Annotated in this window: 12 protein-coding genes; 10 read left to right on the top strand and 2 right to left on the bottom strand. The window is 46.5% G+C overall.

Going from position 1 to position 22,142, the window contains the following annotated elements; translation table 11 throughout:
• The first annotated feature begins 78 nt into the window (after positions 1–78).
• The 8 genes from HP568_RS24930 to HP568_RS24895 all read left to right on the top strand — a co-directional run bounded on the left by HP568_RS24930 (position 79) and on the right by HP568_RS24895 (position 10,320).
• Positions 79–1,104, top strand: coding sequence for an asparaginase (locus HP568_RS24930; protein ID WP_048032045.1), 1,026 nt, complete (start codon positions 79–81; stop codon positions 1,102–1,104).
• Between the two features lie 81 nt (positions 1,105–1,185).
• Entirely contained in the window at positions 1,186–2,856 is a 1,671-nt protein-coding gene (locus tag HP568_RS24925; protein WP_048032046.1) for a peptide ABC transporter substrate-binding protein, read from the top strand.
• A gap of 75 nt (positions 2,857–2,931) precedes the next feature.
• On the top strand, positions 2,932–5,007 hold the full coding sequence (locus HP568_RS24920) for a sigma-54 interaction domain-containing protein (RefSeq protein ID WP_173630519.1): 2,076 nt from the start codon (positions 2,932–2,934) through the stop codon (positions 5,005–5,007).
• Positions 5,004–6,437 (top strand): dipeptidase PepV, encoded by a 1,434-nt coding sequence (gene pepV, locus HP568_RS24915; protein ID WP_173630518.1) that lies wholly within the window; start codon positions 5,004–5,006, stop codon positions 6,435–6,437. Before HP568_RS24920 ends, pepV begins: the two co-directional genes overlap by 4 nt.
• Before the next feature lie 15 nt (positions 6,438–6,452).
• On the top strand, positions 6,453–7,385 hold the full coding sequence (locus tag HP568_RS24910; RefSeq protein ID WP_048032049.1) for an ABC transporter permease: 933 nt from the start codon (positions 6,453–6,455) through the stop codon (positions 7,383–7,385).
• A gap of 9 nt (positions 7,386–7,394) precedes the next feature.
• Positions 7,395–8,330, top strand: coding sequence for an ABC transporter permease (locus HP568_RS24905; protein ID WP_217366765.1), 936 nt, complete (start codon positions 7,395–7,397; stop codon positions 8,328–8,330).
• Between the two features lie 20 nt (positions 8,331–8,350).
• Positions 8,351–9,373 (top strand): ABC transporter ATP-binding protein, encoded by a 1,023-nt coding sequence (locus HP568_RS24900; RefSeq protein ID WP_173630516.1) that lies wholly within the window; start codon positions 8,351–8,353, stop codon positions 9,371–9,373.
• Positions 9,370–10,320, top strand: coding sequence for an ABC transporter ATP-binding protein (locus HP568_RS24895; protein ID WP_173630515.1), 951 nt, complete (start codon positions 9,370–9,372; stop codon positions 10,318–10,320). Before HP568_RS24900 ends, HP568_RS24895 begins: the two co-directional genes overlap by 4 nt.
• Before the next feature lie 51 nt (positions 10,321–10,371).
• Here the strand turns inward: HP568_RS24895 and HP568_RS24890 are convergent, their stop codons facing one another.
• Together HP568_RS24890 and HP568_RS24885 are read right to left on the bottom strand one after the other, a co-directional pair.
• Complete coding sequence (locus HP568_RS24890; protein ID WP_048032053.1) at positions 10,372–10,749, bottom strand: DUF3899 domain-containing protein; 378 nt, start codon at positions 10,747–10,749, stop codon at positions 10,372–10,374.
• A gap of 18 nt (positions 10,750–10,767) precedes the next feature.
• The gene (locus tag HP568_RS24885) at positions 10,768–11,637 is read right to left on the bottom strand and encodes a LysR family transcriptional regulator (protein ID WP_173630514.1); all 870 of its coding nucleotides are present in this window, start codon (positions 11,635–11,637) and stop codon (positions 10,768–10,770) included.
• Positions 11,638–11,763: 126 nt separating this feature from the next.
• Between HP568_RS24885 and HP568_RS24880 the strand changes: the two genes are divergently transcribed.
• Together HP568_RS24880 and HP568_RS24875 are read left to right on the top strand one after the other, a co-directional pair.
• The gene (locus tag HP568_RS24880) at positions 11,764–12,660 is read left to right on the top strand and encodes a PhzF family phenazine biosynthesis protein (RefSeq protein WP_173630513.1); all 897 of its coding nucleotides are present in this window, start codon (positions 11,764–11,766) and stop codon (positions 12,658–12,660) included.
• Positions 12,661–13,039: 379 nt separating this feature from the next.
• A partial coding sequence (locus HP568_RS24875) for an Ig-like domain-containing protein (protein ID WP_173630512.1) occupies positions 13,040–22,142 on the top strand: 9,103 nt, incomplete at its 3' end.

Genomic DNA, 22,142 nt, shown 5'->3' with positions numbered 1-22,142 from the left:
ATCCTTACGTTGGCACGTTAATTGCTTACTGTAGAAAAGTGCAAACATTCTACTATTCGCACTCAAAGGAGACTTGCTATGAACGTCGTTGCCAACGTATACCGGGGAGAACAGGTAGAGAGCTCACATCTCGGACATATCGCAGTCGTTGATTCGCAGGGGACATTGCTCTATTCGTATGGTGATCCCCATCGCCTTACATATGCACGCTCCAGTATGAAGCCGTTGCAGACGATTCCGGTAATCGAGACGGGTGCGGCAGATCGGTATGGTTTTGAGCCGGCTGATCTTTCGCTCTGTTGCGCTTCTCATAGTGGAGAGCCGCGCCATCGCACGCGGGCGCTCTCGATGCTTGCGCGAGCAGGTCAGCCAGAAGCGGCATTGCAATGCGGGACACATGTGCCACGTCATGAGGAGAGCTACAAACAACTGATTCGGGAAGACAAGCCACTTACACCCATCTTCTCGAATTGCTCCGGCAAGCACTCCGGCATGGTTGCCACTGCAACACATATGGGGGAGGACGTGACTACCTATCATTTGCCTACGCATCCAGTGCAGCAGCGGATTCTCGAAGTCGTCGAGGACATAACAGGCTACCCCAAAGACAAAATCAACCTCGGGACAGATGGATGTGGGGTTCCTGTCCATCAATTGCCGCTCGCCCATTACGCGTGGGCATTCGCCAAGCTGGCGAGACCAGAGGTGATCGAGAATCCAGAGCGACGAAAAGCGGTTCAGCGAATTACGGATGCCATGACCGCTCATCCCGAAATGGTCGGAGGCGAGAATCGATATTGCACAGACCTCATGTCAGCCTTTGCCGGTCGTATCGTAGGGAAGGCAGGCGCAGAGTCCGTGTATTGCCTGGGCGATAGAGAAACAGGATTGGGCATTGCCATCAAAATCGAGGATGGAGGACCACGGGCGATCAATCCGGTCGTCAATGAAGTGCTTCGTCAACTGGGAATCGGCATGGACGGTCCTTTGGACAAACTCGCGGAATATACCAACCCGCCCATTACAAACATGAGTGGTAACGTTGTTGGACGGATTGAGACGTCCTTCCGCCTCGTCAAGACAGATTTTTCTTTACGTGTATAAATGGCATTCCCAGCGGTGCCGTTTATCCATAAAGCAACAAAGTCTAATTGTTGTTTAAAAAAGAAAAGGGGGTCACATGCAATGAACATGCGAAAAGGATGGAAGCTTCTTAGTACCGCTGCACTTGTCACTGTCCTTGCCATTACCGGTTGTAGTCAGTCGGCAACGCCGACACAGCCAGCAGGGGGAGGGACAGCAGGTCAAGCGTCCACAGATACAGGTGGACAAGCCAACGCCGCTGCAAAACTCAAGCTCAACCTGAAGACCGAACCACCTTCGCTCGATCCGCCAAAAGGCTTTGACAGTACTTCCAATGAAGTGTTGAATGCCACAATGGAAGGCTTGGTTCGACTGGACAAGGATCACAAGCCGCAAGCAGCCATGGCCGAGAAATGGGCAGTGAGTGAGGATGGAAAAACGTATACCTTTACATTGCGCGATAGCAAATGGTCGAATGGTGAACCCGTGACAGCGCAGGATTTCGAGTTTGCGTTTAAGCGCATTGTCGATCCGAACAATGCATTCCCGTCTGCTTTCCTCGCCTATTACATCGATGGAGCAGAAGCGTTCAACAAAGGAACAGGAAATGCAGACGGCGTACAGGTAAAAGCCGTAGACGAGAAGACGTTTGAGGTAAAGCTGAAGGCGCCAACAGGTTACTTCCTCCACATCCTGACGCAGCCGACCTTCTTCCCGGTGAATAAAAAAGTCGTAGAGAGCAATCCGAAATGGGCGGAAGGCGCTGCAAGTATCGTAACGAATGGACCGTTCAAAATGGAAGATTGGGTACATGACCAATCAGTAAAGCTGGTGAAAAACGACGGCTACTGGGACCGTGATTCGATCAAATATGCGGGGATCGAGTTTGTCATGGTCAACGATGAAAATACGCAATTCCAAATGTACAAAACGGGTCAGCTCGACATGATCCAGACTGTCCCTAATGATATGAAGAAACAGTTGATCGATTCTGGAGAAGCAAAGGTAGAGACGGAAGCTTCCATCTACTACTACAGGATGAACACCACAATGCCTCCATTCACGAACGCCAACATTCGGAAAGCATTTGCGCTGGCCATCGATCGTAAGACACTGATTGACAATGTCGTGCAAGGGAAACAAACACCTGCCATGGCTCACGTGCCATTGGGCTTCCCGGAGCCAGACGGAACGGATTTCCGCACAAAGGGTGGGGATTTCTTCCAGGATAACGATGTAGAGCAAGCAAAAGCACTGCTGAAAAAAGGGATGGAAGAAGAAGGCTGGACAACCCTCCCACCTGTCACCATGACGTATAACACCAGTGATGCGCACAAGGCCATCGCGCAAGTTTTGCAGGAAATGTACAAGAAAAATCTCGGGGTAGATGTGAAGCTGGAAAACAAAGAATGGAAAGTATTCCTGGCAGAACAGCGTGCTCGTACTCTCCAATTCTCCCGCTCGACGATCCCTGCCGACTATGGAGACCCGGTCAACTACCTTGAGCTGTTCGTGACTGACCATCCTGGAAACCGTATCAATTACAGCAACAAAGAGTATGACGCACTGGTCGAGAAGATTCGCAACACTGCCGACGAACCCGAGCGCTTCAAGCTCATGCATGACGCGGAGAAAATTTTCATGGATGATATGCCACTTGTACCTATCTATTTCGGCACAAAAGTATTTATGGAGCAGCCAAACATTAAAGGCATCATTCGCCACCCAGTCGGCACGATTGACTACAAATGGGTAGAAATCGGCAATAAGTAATAAGTAAAATAAGCGAAGACAAGAACGAATATTTGAAACGTTCTTGTCTTCACTTTACATCTTGGAGCGGCTGATATGGACAAAAAATCGATCATATTTATTGCAAGAATGGATGAGTTTCTACAGTCCGTCGTTAGTCAATATCATGAATTGGGAATCGGCGATGATATCCATGTCGAGGCGATGCGAGTCGACCAGCTTCCGTTGCGCCCGATCACGCCTGGTGCCCTCGTTATTGTATCCACCAAAAGCATAGTCCCACTTGTACAACCGTATGTGCCGAAAGAATCCTGCATCATCGTAGCCAAGCGAATGCTGCCGTATCATAATTTGCGCGGCATGCTGGAGATTCCGAAAGGTGTGAAAGTGCTTCTCGTCAGTGACACCAAGGAGACTGCTGAAGAAAATGTGGAATTGCTACGTGCCTCTGGGATGGATTTTGAACTGTATCCTTATTATCCAGGTGCTGACTATCCATCAGACATCGAGATTGCGGTAACGCCAGGAGAGGCAGAGCATGTCCCCCCGCATATTCGCAAAGTTGTCGATATCGGGTATCGGATCATCGATTTATCTACGTGGCTTGCCATCTACTCTCATTTTAAATACGGCAATTTTCAAAAGGTGACCGCACGCGCCATGCAATCGTTGGTCGATATCACCAAAGAGCTGAACAACGAGATTCAGCATGCGCATCTGTTGAGCAAATATTTGGAGGCCATCGTCAATCGGATCGAGGACGCAGTGATTGCCATGGATGAAAAAGAAAACATCCGTTTTGTCAATCAGAAAGCAATCGATACGTTGCAGATGGAAGGGAATGAAGTCGTAGGTGAACGGGCGTCCAATTGCTTGCCTGCGAATTTTTATCAGTTGATCCGGCAGTGTGAAGAGAATAAGGATGTTTTGGTAGATTGGGCGAACAAAACCTACTTTTTCCGCAAAATGCACATCGTCATGGAAGGCAGCTTTCTCGGGAGTCTGCTCTTGTTTCGCCAGGCCGCAGAAATTGAAAAGCTGGAGCATGATTATCGCATGCGCCTTTACAGCAAAGGATTGGTAGCCAAATACCAATTTGATGATTTTTATGGGGAGAGCGCGCCTGTACAAAAAGTCATTCAGATTGCCCGCAAAATCGCAAGAAGCAACTCCACTGTGCTGTTGTTGGGAGAAACAGGGACAGGGAAGGAATTGCTCGCCCAGGCTATCCACAATGCTTCGCCACGTCGAAGAGAGCCGTTTGTTGGGGTCAACTTCGCTGCCATATCGGAATCTCTTTTGGAAAGCGAGCTGTTCGGCTATGAAGAAGGAGCTTTTACCGGAGCGCGTAAAGGTGGACATATCGGCTGGTTTGAATTAGCCCACAAAGGAACCATTTTTCTTGATGAGATCGGAGATGCCAGCGCGGCTATTCAAAACCGACTGTTGCGTGTATTGCAAGAACGCCAGATTATGCGCGTAGGCGGCAGCAAGATCATCCCGACAGATATTCGCGTCATCGCAGCAACGAATCAAGATTTGCAACGGATGATTACGGAAGGAGCCTTCCGAGCTGATTTGTATTATCGCCTGAATATCTTGCCGATTCATTTGCCGCCTCTGCGGAACAGACGGGAGGATATTCCGTGGTTGGCTCATCAATTTATAAAGAAATACTCCTATGATTTGCGCCGCCCGCCGTTTACGTTGACCAATGAAGCGATGCGGGCACTCCATGAGTATGATTGGCCAGGAAATATTCGCGAGCTCGAAAATGTGATCGAGTATTTAGCACACGTCGTGGAGGATGAAGCGTATCCGTATCATTTGCCGTTTCTGCGGGAAATACCGGAAGCGCCGTTGCCTGTAGATGGTCTATACAATGAATGTGAAAGTATCGTCACTGCATATAAAAAACGAGGATTTCTGGATGAAATCACGGCTATTTTGAAGGAGCTGGGACAAGGGAGCGGTGGACGCTATACGCTACTTGCGCAGTTGCAAGAAAGAGGCCACTCAGTTACCTTGCAACAGCTACGCTATCGCTTGAAGCTTTTGCAGCAGGATGAGCTGATTCAAGTGGGAAAAGGAAGACAAGGGAGTCAAATTTCCTCGAAAGGTGAATCGTTTCTTGCCTATCTAGATCGGATGAAAGCAGGGGAACGCATATGAGTGATTACTGGAAGCAGCAAGCGCTTCTGCAAAGAGAGCAGTACCTGGATGATTTGAAATCCTTTCTTTCCATAAACAGCATCGAAGATATGACGACGGCAAAAGAAGGAAAGCCATTTGGAGAAGGTGTTGCCGCAGCGCTTGAAACAATGCTCGCACGCGGTGAGCTGGATGGCTTCCAGACCAAGAACCTGGATGGTTACGCAGGGACAATCGAGTTCGGCGACGGGGAAGAAGAGATCGGCGTGCTCGTTCATATCGATGTCGTCACTGTGGGCGAAGGTTGGACGACCCCGCCTTTTGAACCGAACATTCGCGACGGTCGTATCTATGCGCGTGGAGCGATTGACGACAAAGGCCCAGCGATGGCAGCGTACTATGCGTTGAAGCTGGTTAAGGATTCAGGCTTGCCACTGACAAAACGCGTGCGAATGATCATCGGAACAGATGAAGAGAGCGGGTGGCTGTGCATGAAGCATTTTGCCCAGCATGATCGCATTCCGCCGATTGGCTTTTCACCTGATTCCTCCTTTCCGATGACACATGCAGAGAAGGGACAGATCAACCCGACATTGACGATTCCAGCGATGGAACCAATCGAACGAAATGGAGCCTGGCAGTTAGCGTCATTTGTCTCCGGTGATCAAGGAAACAGTGTTCCCGAAAAAGCAGTCGCACTTGTACGACTGGACTTTCAGGCGCGACAGGAGATCGTCCTTTCCCGATTGGCGGAAGAGTGGGAAATGTTTCTGAATGAAAACCACACAACAGGTCGTATGGAACTGATAGGGCTGGGACAGTTGCAGTTCACGCTGGCAGGAAAGCCGGCTCATGGGATGGCACCATTCCAAGGCGTGAATGCGGGAACCTTGTTGGCGACTTTTTTGCGCTTGTATCCGTTTGGTGGCTCCTGTTCGTCCTTTCTTACGATGTTGGCTGATGTCCTGCATGAAGATTATTTTGCTCACCATCTACATATGGCTTGCGAGGATGAAGTGTCAGGCAAGCTGACGGTCAACGCGGGGATTTTGCGATATGATTCCTGCGAAGGGGGGACAGTTCGGCTCAATATACGCTATCCGGCGACAGTTTCCTGTGAGGAGTACGTTGAGAAGCTGAAGCAAAGGACAGCAGAGCTGGGCTGGACGATTTCCGCTTTACGGACATCCAAGTCGCATTATGTACCCAAAGATCATCCTGTGATCCAAACCTTGTCGCAGGTGTACGAGGAGCACACGGGAGAACCAGCAACCCTCCTTTCCTCAGGAGGAGCTACCTACGCCAAAATCATGCCGTATGGTGTTGCTTTCGGCCCGCTCTTTCCGGGCAAGGAATCCATGGCTCATCTGACTGATGAATATGCCGAGATTGACGACCTGCTGCGTGCTATGGCCATTTACGCGCATGCCATTTACGAGCTGGCTAAGTAAACGAGGAGGACTTCCATGTCAAACTATCTGGTAAAACGTATTTTGATGATGTTCGTCACCCTGTGGATTATCGTGACGCTGACGTTTGCCTTGATGCATGCCATTCCGGGGAACCCGTTTGCCTCCGAGTCGGATCAGCTACCAGAGCAAATTCTCAATAATTTACGTGCCAAATACAATCTGGACGAGCCGTTACCTGTTCAATACGTTTTGTATCTGAAAAATCTGTTAATGCTCGACTTGGGCCCATCCATCAAATCAGACTCTCGTGGAGTCAATGACATGATTTCCGATGGCTTTGCTGCATCTGCGTGGTTGGGTGCGCAAGCGATCGGGATCGCACTCCTTTTCGGGATTTCGTTGGGTATTATCGCAGCGCTCAATCGAAATAAATGGCTGGACTACGTGGCTATGGCGCTTGCTGTATTGGGGGTAGCGATTCCGAGCTTCATTATGGCACCGCTTCTGATCAATTTCTTCGCGATCAAGCTGCCGCTCTTTCCCGTTGCGACATGGGGTACCTGGATGCATACGATACTGCCGTCACTGGCGCTTGCCTTTGGTCCAGTTGCGGTCATTACCCGCTATATGCGTGCCAGCATGATTGAAGTTATGAACCAGAACTACATTCGAACAGCAGAGGCAAAGGGGATTCCCATGTTTATCATCGTCGTCAGACATGGAATTCGCAATGCGATTCTGCCTGTTGTCACCTTTCTCGGACCTTTGATTGCCAGTTTGATAACGGGAACCTTTGTCGTGGAGAAAATCTTTGCGATTCCTGGCATTGGCAAGTATTTCGTAGACGGCATTTTCAACCGTGATTATCCGGTCATTTTGGGTACGACGATTTTTTACAGTGCGATTCTGATTTTTACCATTTTCCTGATTGATATCGCATACACCCTGATTGACCCGCGAATCAAGCTGACCAACAAGGAGAGATAAACTGTGGCGATGGAGCACAAAGTGGACCCGTTATTTCGCCCGTTGACGAAAAATACGCAGGCGAATGTCATTGCACGACCGAGTCTCAGCAATGGGCAGCAGGTCGTTCGGAAGCTGCTAAAAAACAAGCTGGCTATGCTCGGGCTGTTCATTATTCTCGCTTTGGTTGGCATGGCGATCATTGGACCGAATCTCGTGCCGTATAGTTATTCCGACCAGAGCTTGCTGACCAAAAATCAGGAAATCTCCGCGGAGCATTGGTTCGGTACGGATGAGCTGGGACGTGACATGTTTGCCCGTACGTGGTATGGGGCGAGGATTTCTTTGACGATTGGCATTGTCGCGGCATTAATTGACCTGGTCATTGGAGTGACTGTCGGGGGAATTGCAGGCTATATGGCAGGACGAGGCAAACGAGGGGATCGCATCGATACGATTATCATGCGTATTATCGAGATTTTGTATGGGCTGCCGTATTTGCTAGTCGTCATTTTGCTCATGGTTGTGATGGAGCCGGGTATGCTGACGATTATTATTGCCCTATCTGCTACTGGGTGGGTCGGCATGGCGCGGTTAGTGCGCGGGCAAATCCTGCAATTGAAAAACCAAGAGTTCATTTTGGCTGCCCAAGTACTGGGAGCGAAGTTTTCACGAATTTTGCTGAAGCATTTGATTCCCAACACATTTGGCGTCATTATCGTCAATTTGACCTTTACGATTCCATCGGCGATTTTTGCGGAATCTTTTCTCAGTTTTCTTGGACTCGGTGTACAAGCTCCCGTCGCCAGTTGGGGTACGATGACAAACGATGGCTTGGGCGTTATTTTGACGGGTGATTGGTGGCGACTGTTTTTTCCGGCATTGATGATCTCGTTGACGATGTTCGCCTTCAACGTATTTGGCGACGGTTTGCAGGATGCACTTGATCCGCGTCTACGCGATTAGAGACGACAGGAGGAATGAGGATGAATCAGCATTTGCTGACAATCGATAACTTGCGGGTGAATTTCAAGACGTATGGCGGCGAGGTTCAAGCCGTGCGGGGCGTGTCCTTTTACGTGGATAAAGGGGAGACAGTTGCCATCGTAGGGGAGAGTGGGTGTGGCAAGAGCGTTACGGCTCAAGCGATTATGGGCTTAATCCCTAATCCACCCGGAAAAATCGTCGGGGGAAAGGTTGTATTTGAAGGAGCCCAAATCAGTCATCTGCCCAAAAAAGAGCTGCTGGGTATTCGCGGAACGCAGATCGGCATGGTGTTTCAAGACCCGATGACAGCACTCAATCCCACGATGAAGGTAGGGACACAAATCGTAGAGGGATTCGTTCGCAGTCACCAGGTATCAAAAGAGGAAGCGCGAAAGCGAGCGATCGAGATGCTCTCGCTCGTAGGAATTCCCGATCCGGAAAAGCGAATCGATCAGTACCCGCACCAATTCAGCGGAGGTATGCGTCAGCGTGTGGTCATTGCGATTGCTCTTGCTTGCCAACCCAAGCTGGTGATTGCTGATGAGCCGACGACAGCACTGGATGTGACGATTCAGGCGCAGATTTTGGATTTGCTTAAGCGACTGCAAGAGGAACAGGAGTTATCCGTTGTGATTATTACGCATGATTTGGGAGTCGTAGCCGAGATCGCTCATCGCATGGTTGTCATGTATGCGGGGATGGTTGTCGAGACTGGGACGGTTGAGGACGTTTTTGCGAATCCTCGTCACCCGTATACATGGGGACTGATGCGCTCCCTCCCTCGTCTGGATGAGGGCGAAAAGCAACGGCTGATTCCCATCGAAGGCAGCCCTCCAGATTTGTTCCATCCGCCAGTCGGCTGTCCGTTTGCTGCCCGCTGTGATTTTGCGATGGAGATATGCGAACAGCAGATGCCCGTGACGGGGGAATTCGGGCGTGGACATCAGGCAGCTTGCTGGCTCCACGATCCACGAGCACCGCGAATAGAGGACCTAGTGGCAGTAGGGAGGCAGGGCGTATGACAGAGGCTTTGCTTGATGTTCGCGATTTGAAGAAGTATTTTTCGCTTGGAACGGGATTTGATTTGAAAGCAGTCGATGGTGTTTCGTTTACGATTAACAAAGGAGAGACGTTCGGTCTGGTCGGCGAAAGTGGCTGCGGGAAGTCTACGCTAGGCAGGACGATTATTCGCCTGTATGACCATACAGATGGCGAAGTGCTGTTCAAAGGGAAGAATGTTCATCAGCTTCGGGGAAAAGAAGCGGGGCAGTTCAATCGGGATGCCCAGATGATTTTCCAGGACCCGCAAGCAAGTCTGAACCCGCGTATGACCGTGGAGGACATCATTGCAGAGGGCTTGGACATCCATCATTTGAATCGCGGGATGAGACGAGAGCGTGTGGCGGAACTGCTCCAGCTAGTGGGCTTGCATAAGGATCATGCGCAGCGTTTTCCGCATGAATTCAGTGGGGGACAGCGTCAACGGATCGGAATCGCGCGGGCGTTGGCAGTAGAGCCGGAATTTATCATTGCCGATGAGCCGATCTCCGCTCTCGACGTCTCGATTCAAGCGCAAGTCGTCAATTTATTGGAGGATTTGCAGCATGATCGCGAATTGACCTATTTGTTCATCGCGCATGATCTGTCCATGGTCAAACATATTTCCAACCGGATTGGCGTCATGTATTTAGGGAAAATGGTTGAGCTGGCATCGAGCTATGAGCTGTACGCTCGTCCGTTGCATCCCTATACGCAGGCTTTGCTCTCTTCTGTGCCGGTGCCTGACCCGACGGTGAAGCGAGAGCGTATCGTTTTGCAAGGAGATTTGCCGAGTCCAGCCAACAAGCCGAGTGGCTGCGGTTTTCGTACACGCTGTCCACTCGTACAACCTCGTTGTGCGGAAGAAGTGCCGAAGTGGCAGGAGGCGCAACCCGGGCATTGGGTGGCTTGTCATTTGATAGAGTCGTAGGAGAGAAAGAAGGGCTGTTCCCGATCGATGGGACAGCCCTTTCTAGTGAGATTATAAATAGTAGAAACAGGTGAGAACAATTGAGAAGACAATCAGTCCAGTACCTGATGTGAGAAAAAGCGAGGTTCCGATTCGTACGAATGACTCTTTCTTTTCCTCGAAAGCAGGGTCGATAGCTTGAACGATGTCACTGTCCATCATGCGCGGTTTGCGGAAAAACATCCCTTTCAGTTGCTTGAATCCACGCAGGAAAATAGTGAAAAATCCAGAGCGTGTAACGACGGCAATACTCCCAACGATTAACAGGAAAAGACCGATTAAAAAGCTCTGATTAATCAACGGCACCAACGTACCGGCTTGAATGGTAATTCCTAAAATCACACTGCTGATCACGGAGAGAGCAAGTAGGAGAATGAGCCATTTTTTCAACGAAGAAGCACGTCCTTTTTATAGTGTGGGTGCAATGCGCTCTGCTTCCCGCAAAAAAGCTTGAACGGCAGGTGGGGCTTCACGAAGCGAACGTACAGCCAAGCCGATTTGCCGGGAGAGAGGCGGCGTGATTTGTATGACAGCGACATCGGGTAGTTGCGTGGGTAGAGTCAGTGACGGCACGACTGTCACCCCGACACCGCTTTCTACCATGGCCAGTATCGTTGTATTGTCGGCGATTTCATAGGAAACATTCGGCGTAAGCCCAGCCTTGGCAAACTCCGCGCCAATCAACAAGTGACAGCCCGCCATGGGCATGAGAAACGATTCACAGGCTAATTGTTCCAAGGTAAGCGAGCGCTCCGTTGCCAGAGGATGATTGGCTGGCACGACAGCATACAGGGCGTCTGTCGTCAGCAGGATTCCCTCCAGCTCGTCATCGGGCCACACATGAAAACCGACATCGACAACCCCTGAGCGAACCCATTCTTTGATTTCTTGATAGCTTCCTTCATATAGCTTTGTTTGGATATGTGGATAGCGACTCTGCATCGCCTTTAGCAATTTAGGCAGGAGCTGAGCGGTTACGCTGGGAAAAGAAGCAATCCGGAGCATTGCCTCCAAATGCTCGCTTGATTCGGCAGCCACCTGTTTTATCAGCGAGACGTTTTCCAATATGGTCCGGGCAGCGGCGACAATTTTTTCACCGGCTGTGGTCAGCTTAACACCGCTGCGATTGCGGGTGAACAAGGAAATGCCAAGCTCCTTCTCCAGTGCGCCGATGGTATGACTCACTCCCGACTGGCTCAATCCGATTTGTTCTCCTGCTCGCGTGAAGTTACCAGCGTTCGTGACCGCCACAAGGACTTCCATCTGAAACAAAGTCATGGAGCTGCTCCTTTCATGAAGTTTTTATCATGGTTCGTATGCGAAAGCTTCATTTTACAGCGCAGTTACATCCCTTTAAGATGAAAAGCAAGAGAAGCATTCGTTTAAAAAAGGAGAGAGACAACCATGAATCATGTGAGTGTATACCATGTGGACGCCTTTACGAGAGAGCCGTTTGCTGGCAATCCAGCAGGTGTCATCCCGGAAGCAGGTACTTTGACTTTACAACAAATGCAGAAAATTGCCAATGAGTTGAATCTTCCTGAGTCTGCCTTTTTGATGCCGTCCGACCATCCGGAAGCAGATTTTCGTATTCGCTACTTTTCTCCTTCCGTTGAGATCGATTTCTGCGGCCATGCGACAGTGGGTTCTGCTTGGCTATTGGCGACAGAACGGGGATGGTTGGAAAAGGGAAGCCGTATCGTGTTTGAGACAAACGTTGGGTTGATTCCTGTTCAATTGGTGAGGGAGGATGGTCAGTTACAGCGAGTGGAAATGACTCAAATCAAGCCTTCTGTGAAGGAAATTGATTTAGACAGAGAAGAGGTAGCGAGGCTGGTTGGTATTACACTGGCTGATCTGGACGATCGCTATCCGATGAAGCTCGCTTCCACAGGTAATAGGCATCTACTCGTTCCAGTCCGCACTCGTCAGGCAATCGATGCAGCGCAGCCATTGTTCTCTTCACTAGCAGAAATGAACAGGGAACACAGTATCACAACCACCCATTTGTTTACGTGTGATGCTCCTGAAGGCTATGACTTGTATACAAGGGATTTTGCGCCTGCAATCGGGATTGCGGAAGACCCTGTAACAGGTGCTGCAAACGGCGCACTGGCTGGCTATCTGGCATTGGAAGAAAGGCTACCTGCTGGAAAAGTGACACAGCTCGTTGTAGGGCAAGGACATGCGATTGGTCGGCCAGGAAAGCTGTATGTAACGGTTGATCGATCTGGAGAGGAGCCGGTTATTCGGGTAGCAGGTGAGGCGCATTTGACGATCGCGGGGCAGATGAGGGGATAATATGTGGTTGGGAAAGACGTTCTTCCAGAAGGGCGTCTTTTTGTTTAATTAATGGTTTATAAAAAATTCTATTGACATAAGTGTAACGAATGCTTTTCCAAAAAGATTGATGATGTTCAAAAGGGTACTGAGATAGAAGCAAATTGTAACATATTACAGCTAGAAGTATGTCACTTTACTAGATATTAGTTAGTTTGAACTAAGTTCCTATTGATCCCATATGAGGAATTATTTATAATTCTAAATGCATTGTTTAGGTAAAATTTACATTTTTATCTGTACTTACTTTTATGGAGGAGATGGAAAGTGACTGGAGGTGTTTATAAAAAAATAAGGATTAGTACCTAAGTTCATCACAATAAGACAAGGAGCTATAGGAATGAACCAGAGATTCATCCGCTCAATCAGTAGTGTAAATGTATTCCTACTGCTTGCTTTACTGTTTTTACAACTTGTACCTGAGCATGGTATGGCAAGTGCAAATAGCAAAACGTATTTAATTGGATTTAAAGAAAACAAGAGAGCGAAAGTAAAAGCAATTCAGAGGTCATCTGTTCAGCAACTTAGTTCAAAAGTTATGGTTGCTAAGTTAACTGAGAGTGAAATGGAAGCAATGTCCCAGGACGAGAATGTAGCCTACATTGAAGAAGATAGTGAAGTAGAGTTAGCGGAAACAAGCGTGTCAGAAAACCAGAAGATTCCGTGGGGGATTGCGCACATAGGAGCACCTCAAGCTCACGAGAAGAATTACTTTGGTCAAAATATCAAAATTGGAGTTTTGGATACGGGTATATCCAATCATGAAGACATCGAAGTGAGTGGAGGCATTTCCTTTGTAGAGGGAAATGAAGATTTTTCTGACGATCACGGACATGGAACTTCAGTGGCCGGAGTTATAGCTGGTAAAAATAATGACTTCGGTATTGTAGGCGTTGCGCCAGAAGCTGAAATTTATTCCATTAAGATACTTGATGAAAAAGGTCATGGTAAGTATTCCAGTATGATCCAAGGTATTGAGTGGGCGATTCAGAACGAGATGAATATCATTTCGATTAGTGCTGGTGGTTCTATAGATAGTCGTGCTTTACATGACCAGATAATAAGAGCGAACGATCACGGAATATTAGTCATTGCGGCAGCTGGAAATAAAGGAATGGGTGGACAGACCCAGCTATATCCTGCTCAGTATGATGAGGCACTGTCCATTGGTTCTATTGATCAGGATAATCAGCGTGCTAGTTCTTCAAGTGTTGGTAGAGGATTGGACCTAATGGCTCCTGGTGTTAATATCCTAAGTACATCGCTTAATGGAGAATATGAACAACGTTCAGGCACTTCTTTAGCAACTCCTCATGTAGCTGGTGCAGCCGCTGTCATTTGGTCAAAAATGGGGAATACCACTAATCAAGAAGTACGTGATCTTTTAGTCGATACGGCAACAGATCTAGGGGAGTCGCGCTTTTATGGAAAAGGCCTTGTAAATCTGGAAAAAGCTTTGGGAGTAGGGAATATAGAGAGCCCTCAGATTGCATCACTCGAATCCTCTACAAAAGAATTGCGTCTGCCAGAGGGCGGAAATTTTCAACTGAAGATTACAGCGATTATGACAGATGGCAGCAGCAGAGATGTCAGCCAGGAAGTTTCTTATAAGAGTAAAGATGAAAATATCGCGAAGGTAGCGCCTTCAGGTTTAGTAACGGCAAGTGGAATTGGAGATACACAACTGACCGTTGAGTTAAGTGAAAAAAGCATTGATATTCCCATTTCTGTAACTGAAAGCGCTCCATTAATCCCAAGAGGTGCTCTAGATAGCCCCGAGAACGGCGAGTTAATCAGCGGCACATATACACTTAAGGGATGGTATCTTGATCCAAGAGGTGTATCCACAATCAGTATCTTGATTGATGGGGTGAAAATAGGAGAGGCTTCCTATGGAGATGTAAGACCAGACATAGAATCTCAATATCCAGCCTATCAGAATGGTAATGCAGGGTTTCATTATCAATTGGATACGCGAGTTTTAACTGTTGGTACGCACACCGTCTCGGTTAAAGTTCAAAATACTGATGGACAACAAACTGTTATAGAAGAAACGACAGTTTATGTTGGAGACATGGAACCCGTAAGTGGACTTCATGCAGATGTGACCAGTTTAGACCTGACAGTTGAAGCCTCACATCAGCTAGTTGTGTCTACTGTTTTAGAAGATAAAACGGTAAAAGATGTTACGAGTCTTGCAGAATACACTTCTTCGGATGAAAGCATCGTTACAGTAGACTCTACAGGCGTTGTAAAAGGAATAGGGTATGGTAATACAGTTGTTACCATTCGTTACGAAGGGCAATCTATTACGATTCCGGTCACGATTAAAAAGGAAGAACCACTGACACCGCGTTGGGAAGTAGAAACGCCAGTGAGTAATTCCACGATATCAGGGACTGCACTCATAAGAGGATGGTACCTAGAACCATCAGGAGTATCAAAGATAGAAGTGTATTTAAATGGAGAAGCGATAGGGGAGGCTACTTATGGGCTTAACCGTCCAGATATCGAAGCTTCTTATCCTCAATACCAGAATGCTACTGCTGGATTTGAATACTCTCTTGATACAACACAGTTAAATGAAGGGATACATTCCATTAAGGTAACGGCCGTCAAACAGGATGGCGCTCAGCATGTTCTTGCAGAACGTGAAGTCAAAATTGGCCGCGCAGAACCTGCCGTAAGTCTTGAGGCAAATGTAAGCAAAATTGATTTAATACAAGGCAATACACAGCAATTATTTATCTCTGCTGTTTTACAGAATCAACAAACGAAAGATGTGACTAGAGAGGCTCAATACACTGCTAAGAATCCTTCAATCATCAGCATTTCTGACAAAGGTGTAGTTACGGGTCTTGAAGTAGGTCAAACAAGTGTAATCGTGAAGTACCAAGAACAAACGCTCACAATACCTGTCTTGGTCAAAGCTGCGGCAGGTCTGACACAAGGAGGAATTGACAGTCCCGCAGACAATGCATTGATCAGTGGTGTTTATCCCGTCACAGGCTGGTTTATAGACTCGACTGGAGTTGAACGGGTTGAAGTATTAGTCAATGGTGTCGTTAGTGGTGAAGCGACGTATGGCATTCCTCGTCCAGAGATAGAAATTACGGATGTCTCTATGATTGACGGAAACGTTGGATTTTCCTATAGTCTCGATACAAGAAATCTGCAAGAAGGGTCACACACTATTTCTGTTAGAGGAACGAGTAAGTCCGGAAATCAAGTCATGCTAGGACATAGAACGATTCAAGTAGTTAAATTGCTACCAGCTATAGGATTAAAGGCAGACCTTACAGAGCTAAAAATTCCTCAAGGGAAAACTCATCAATTCACAATCATGGCGGTACTCGATGATCAGAGTACGCATGATGTAACCAAGTTGGCCTTGTATAACATAGAAAATGAATCGATAGCTATGATAAACACAGGCGGGCTTGTTACTGCTTTAACACAAGGAAATACAAGTGTAACTGTTAAATATGGGGATAAGAATATCAAAATCCCTGTAGTGGTGACAGAAGCAGAAGCACTCAAGACCATTGGTGAGATAGAAACGCCTGTAAATGGTGCGATTGTTAGTAGTACCAATAAAATTTCAGGATGGTTCCTGCATCCTTCTACGATCACGGAGTATCTAGTTCTCATTGATGGATTAGAAAGCGGGAAAGCAGAACTGGGTATCGCCCGACCTGATATTGCACTGCTGCATCCGGATTATAAAAACACGCATGCAGGATTCAGTTATTCAGTTGACTTATCTGAACTGCAGCCAGGTAATCATACGGTTTCTGTTATCGCGAAGGATAGTGAAGGCAAAGAATATCCATTAGCAGAAAAAAGCTTCGTAATCGGAAATACCGTTCCGGCGGTCAGTTTGCAAAGTGCAGAGCCAGCTATTAACCTAGCAAAAGACTCTATTCAGAAACTACAAATTACTGCAAGTTTTGAAGTTCAACAACACACGAGAGACATTACAGGAGAAGCTGTTTATACAGTCGAGAACCCGGATGTTGCTTATGTTAGCCCATTGGGTAATGTAACAGGGCTGAAGGTGGGAATGACAAAAATAATTGTCAACTATGGTAGTCAGACAATTACCATCCCTGTTGTAGTGACAGAAACACAATCAGGTTCTCTGACAGCCAAAGGGCAAATTGATATCCCATTGGAAAATACAGTTATTGGCGGGACTACAACAATACAAGGATGGCTGCTTAATCCAAATGGTGTCTCAAAAATCGAAGTCTTCGTGGACGGGCAATTACAGGGAACGGCAGTTTATGGAGGACCTCGACCAGATATCTTGGCAATGTATCCACTCTATAAGAATGCCAATGCCGGTTTCCAATATTTATTAGATACGTCATTGTTTCCGGAAGGCAATCACAAAATAACGGTTAAAGTAATAGAAAATATTGGTTCGGAAATTCTCGTGCTCGAAAAAAACGTAAGCATTGGTCCTGTTACTGGAATTACAGCAAATTATACCAATGTCTCTTTGGAGAAAGATAAGACGGTATTATTCACAGTTGTTGCATCTTATCGGGATAAGAGTACAAAGGATGTAACAGGAGAAGTAACCTACACGATCGACAATCCAACTATTGCTAAAATAGATGCAGCTGGATTAATAACAGGTCTTTCATCAGGGAGTACTGTCCTTACTGTTTCTTATGCTGGCATAGTTAAGCAGTACCCCATACAGGTAAATGGTAACGTTTTGATTACAGGGGGCGCTATTGACAGTCCGCAAGATAATGAACTGATTAGTAAGGATTACAACATTACAGGATGGTTCGTTTCTTCTAGTGGTGTTGAGAAAGTAGAAGTTTTGATGGACGGAGAAAAGCTGGGCGAGGCGAAATATAGCCTTGAACGACCAGATATTCTACGTCAATACCCAGAGTCACCTCATCTGAAGCCAGGTTTCTCCTATCTGTTGGAAGTTGACCAGATGCAATTGGGGAAACATCAATTGAATGTCCTAGTCACTGAAAAAGATGGAAAACAAACGAATATGGAGAAGACAATCACTGTTGTTGAACCCATACATGATACTTATGCTTTATGGTTACAGTTTTCTGATCAACAAGGAAAGAACAACTGGTCCTATGAAGAGGTAAGTGAAGGTCGCTTTACTGACTTGAGTTGGGATAAAGCCGCAGAAGAGTGGAAGAGTGAACGTAGCGGAACGGCAATCGGAAATACCTGGATAAAAGTCGGGAGCTCAGATCCTGTCTTTAAATGGAAGGCGCCACGCTCAGGAAAAATTCACGTTAGCGGTTGGATTTCCAAGATTCAAGTCGACGAGGGAGACGGAGTCAACGTCAGATTAATGAAAGATGATCTTCAAATCTGGCCATCCTCAGGTTGGCAATCGATTGACTTTAACGATGACATTGGTGTTGAACTCCAAGAGAAGCTTGTTGTTGAAGAAGGCGATGTGCTGATTTTCCAAGTGAATCAGAAAGAAAGCAGTGTGGGAGATCTTCTTAAGTGGACACCTGAAATCACCTATATGACAAATGAGGTGAACGATAATTCCGCTCCACAAATTTATCTGACCTCTCCTGTTATTGGTAAGGCTGTCTCAACCATTGATTCTGAGGATGTCATCGTCATATCCGGTTTGGCGAATGATCCGAATATGGGGGATCAAGTTCATGTTTGGTATCAGCTTGATGGCGAAGATCCTCAAGAACTAACTCGATTTACGGCAACGGAGAGCTCGAATGAATTTTTGTACAATTTGCCCATCAGCAATTTGAAAGCGGATCATCTATACTCCCTGCGTGTCTGGGCAGTGGATCATAAATCCAGTAAGTCTCTCGTTGAAAAAGTCGACTTTAATTTGGATATGAGAGCTCAAGCTGAGAGAGAAGATATACTTGTTACCGCCCATTGGAAATCTCCTAAAGATAGAGAAGAATTTCAAAAAGGAAGCCAGGTTACAATTAATTGGGATTACTCTAGCTATAGAGGGTTCTCAAGTAGAATTGCCTCACAAGAATTAACAATTTATATTAGCGAGCGCGGGTATGTCACTTCAATCGTAGATGAAAAGTTAACGGGAACAGCACGCTCTTATGTATTCGATACAAATTTTATACAGAAAAACGCACTTATCGATGTGCGAGTGAGAGCGATAATGGAGGATGATCTTCCTCCCTATGTCTTTGGTGGTACCGCTAAACTGGAGTTCAATGTACTAACTACCAATCAAGCACCAGTTGTAGATATTTCAGAGCTAAAAATGATGGACAGTGGTCGTCAAGGATTAATCAATTATTCGTTTAAAGAGAATGATGTTACAGACAAAATCGTATCTACCAAATTAAGAGTAGGTCTGACACCGGGTGGGAACGAACTCGGGGAGAAAGAAGAGATGATTTCCGAAGCTTCCCAAGATAGGTATGCGAGTAATCGATACTTTTTCCCAATCACAAAAGATATGTTGTATCAGACCGTTTATTGGACTGTCCAGGCACAGGATAATCGAGGGGCATGGACAACACCAGTTAATTACTCTGTTCGATTGGTAGATGCTCTGCCAAAGATTGTAATCCATACCCCAGGGGTAAAAAGAGTCATTGATATTGATGAGACCTTTACATTGGATGGAACCTATACCCGTCTTGACTCAGGAGATATCATCTCAGGAAGAGTGAATCGAAATAAAGGTCCTAAACAATTTGTTACCAGTGGAAATTCTGGACATTGGTCTCTAAGCTGGACGGGAAGAGAGCTCGGACAGGGTACCTATTCGAACATTGAAGTAACAAGTCAAAGTGGTTTTGTAGCAGTTTACCCCGGAAGCTTAACTGTTGAAAATAAACCAGATGCGCCGAGTATTATCAGTGTGGAAGCAGATACCAATTCTATTAAAGTATTTTGGAGTCCTGTCATAGGAGCAACTGACTACGGAGTACAAGTAGATGGTGGTGGGATTAAGCGGGTAGGTAATGTTACTGATTATGCGATCACGGGCCTACAACCGGCACGAGCTTATACCATTAGGCTTTGGGCATACAATTCATCTGGTATCGGCAGTTATAGCAGTTCTATTACGGTTGAAACGAAACCAGCAGAAAGTAATTTTAATCTGTTGGTCGAGTATAACCCGGTAAGAATGCATTTTCCTGCTAACCAGGCTAAATACTTTAAAATCACAGCGAGAACGAACGGAGTGTATGAGTTCACATTAAACAATGACTCAGGTTTACCTGCAGACGCAATAATATCTGTTTATAAAGGGGCAGGCTTGCAGGCGCATGAGGAAGTCTCTTCAGGCAGTAATGGAAGAGTGAACCCAGTATTTGTTGAAGGGAAAACCTATTATTTGAAGATTGTAGGGAATAGTACCTTTTACGGCACGCTTCTGGCAACGCCAGGAGGCGATTCCTTTGTCTTTAATAAGCCAAACGATATCACGATTCAAGGTAAACAACTTGTAGATATTAACATGAATGCCCCAGTTTCAGGTAGGTATCGCATGGTCACACAATTGAAAAATCCAAGCGATAAATATCCTGTCTTAACGGTATATTCTTACGGAAAGCAAGTGGCCCCAAAGGAGATGCCAAGTACATCTGAAGTCATTTATGATTTGGTTCCTGGACGCTATGTGATTAGATTGGTCAACACAGAAAGTTATCCAGTCAACGTAATTTTTACTGTCTTTGCTCCAGCGCCTGGGGGCACTGTTTACGAGTATGTGTACGACCAAAATAATCGTATTAAGGCGATAAAAGAAAATGGCGTCGAAAGCGTTATTTTTTCGCATGATGAGAATGGAAATATCACAAGTAGCACAAAACAAACAGCTTCACCACCACCCAAGGCTTCTGCCTTAAGTCTTGATCTGGAGAAAGTGGATGTATCACCCGGTAATTCCAAAACGATTAAGGTCATGGCAACATTGGACAATGGGAATCAGGTGGATGTAAGCTCACAGGCTGTATATGTCGTGGAGGATCCTTCGGTTGCATACATCAGCAAGGGGATTGTGTTTGCAGTTAACGGTGGGACGACGCGAGCCAGGTTGTTTTACGGAGGGCAGTCGAAGATGTTAACCATTACGGTTGATGCACCGGCCGTTCACTTGACAGCGATCAGTCTTACACCAGTGCAATCTACCATTACAGAAGGTCAGATTCAACGCTTGTACGCATCCGCTTATTTCTCAGACGGAAGTACCAGAGACATTAGTAGCGATGCTAGCTATGACACCTCGAATTCATCTGTTGCTCAGGTAAGCAGCCAGGGTGTCGTAACAGGTATTACAGCAGGAGCAGCAACTATTTCTGTTTCTTATGATGGTAAACATGCATCTAGCCAGGTAAATGTTCAAGGGGCTACTATCCAAGAAATTAAAGTAATTCCAATGCAAGTATCGTTGATTCCAGGTGGTACTCAACAACTTCATGTAACGGCGACCTACTCTAACGGGATAGAGGAAAATATTACAAATAAAGTAATGTACTCAATCATTAATGCCAATATTGCAACACTGAATACTGGTGGACTGGTTACGGCACTTTCGCCAGGAGATACACAAATCACTGTAAGCTACGGTGGGCGAAGTACTAACATTCCTATTACGGTTTCAGGAAATGCCATCAGTCTCGTGTCTTTGACTGTTACGCCAGCGACAGTGAGCATTGGCAAAGGAGCCAACCAACAGTTGGAAGTGAAGGCGACCTACAGTGATAACAGCCAAACGATTGTAACGAATCAGGCGACTTATCAGAGTTCGCAACCTGCTATTGCAAGTGTTGGAGCAAGTGGATCCGTTACTGGGGTGGCGGTCGGATCTTCAACTGTAGCAGTATATTTTGGTGGGAAAATCGTTACGATTCCTGTTCAGGTCACAGAGCCTGTGCAGAGCTTGGTGGTTACACCAGTCAGTCTGAACATGTTAGTTGGGAAGACGCAACAACTACAAGTAACAGCGACCTATAAGGATGGCAAAAATATTGATGTTTCAGGGCAAGCAGACTACTTGCCAGGAGATGCCACAGTGGTAACTGTTGATTCAAACGGAGTGGTTACGGCTGTTAAGGTAGGTAGTACGAACATCACTGTTTCCTTTGGGGGAGCGAGTGTGGTTGTGCCTGTTGTTGTTGCTACTGAGAATGTAATGCAAGACATCAAGGTTACCCCAGAAAAGATTTTAATGCTAGAAAACGGTACAAAGCATTTACTTGTAAAAGCAGTTTTTTGGGATGGTACAGAAGTGGACATAACGAATAAAGCTTCGTATTCATTAGAAGATCAAACAATTGCTTCTGTTACTACCGATGGATTGTTAACAGGTTTAAAAGTGGGAAGTACCTCTATTACGATTGCTCATTCAGGAAAAATCATAAATGCCATGGTGCATGTAGTTAGTGTTGAAAGTAAGATAGCACGCTTGTCAGCAGGTGGAGCACATACGT

The sequence above is a fragment of the Brevibacillus sp. MS2.2 genome, assembly GCF_013284345.1.
GTDB classification, from domain to species: domain Bacteria; phylum Bacillota; class Bacilli; order Brevibacillales; family Brevibacillaceae; genus Brevibacillus; species Brevibacillus brevis_C.
Note: the sequence above shows the minus strand (reverse complement) of the source record. Positions and strands in the feature narration are given on the sequence as shown.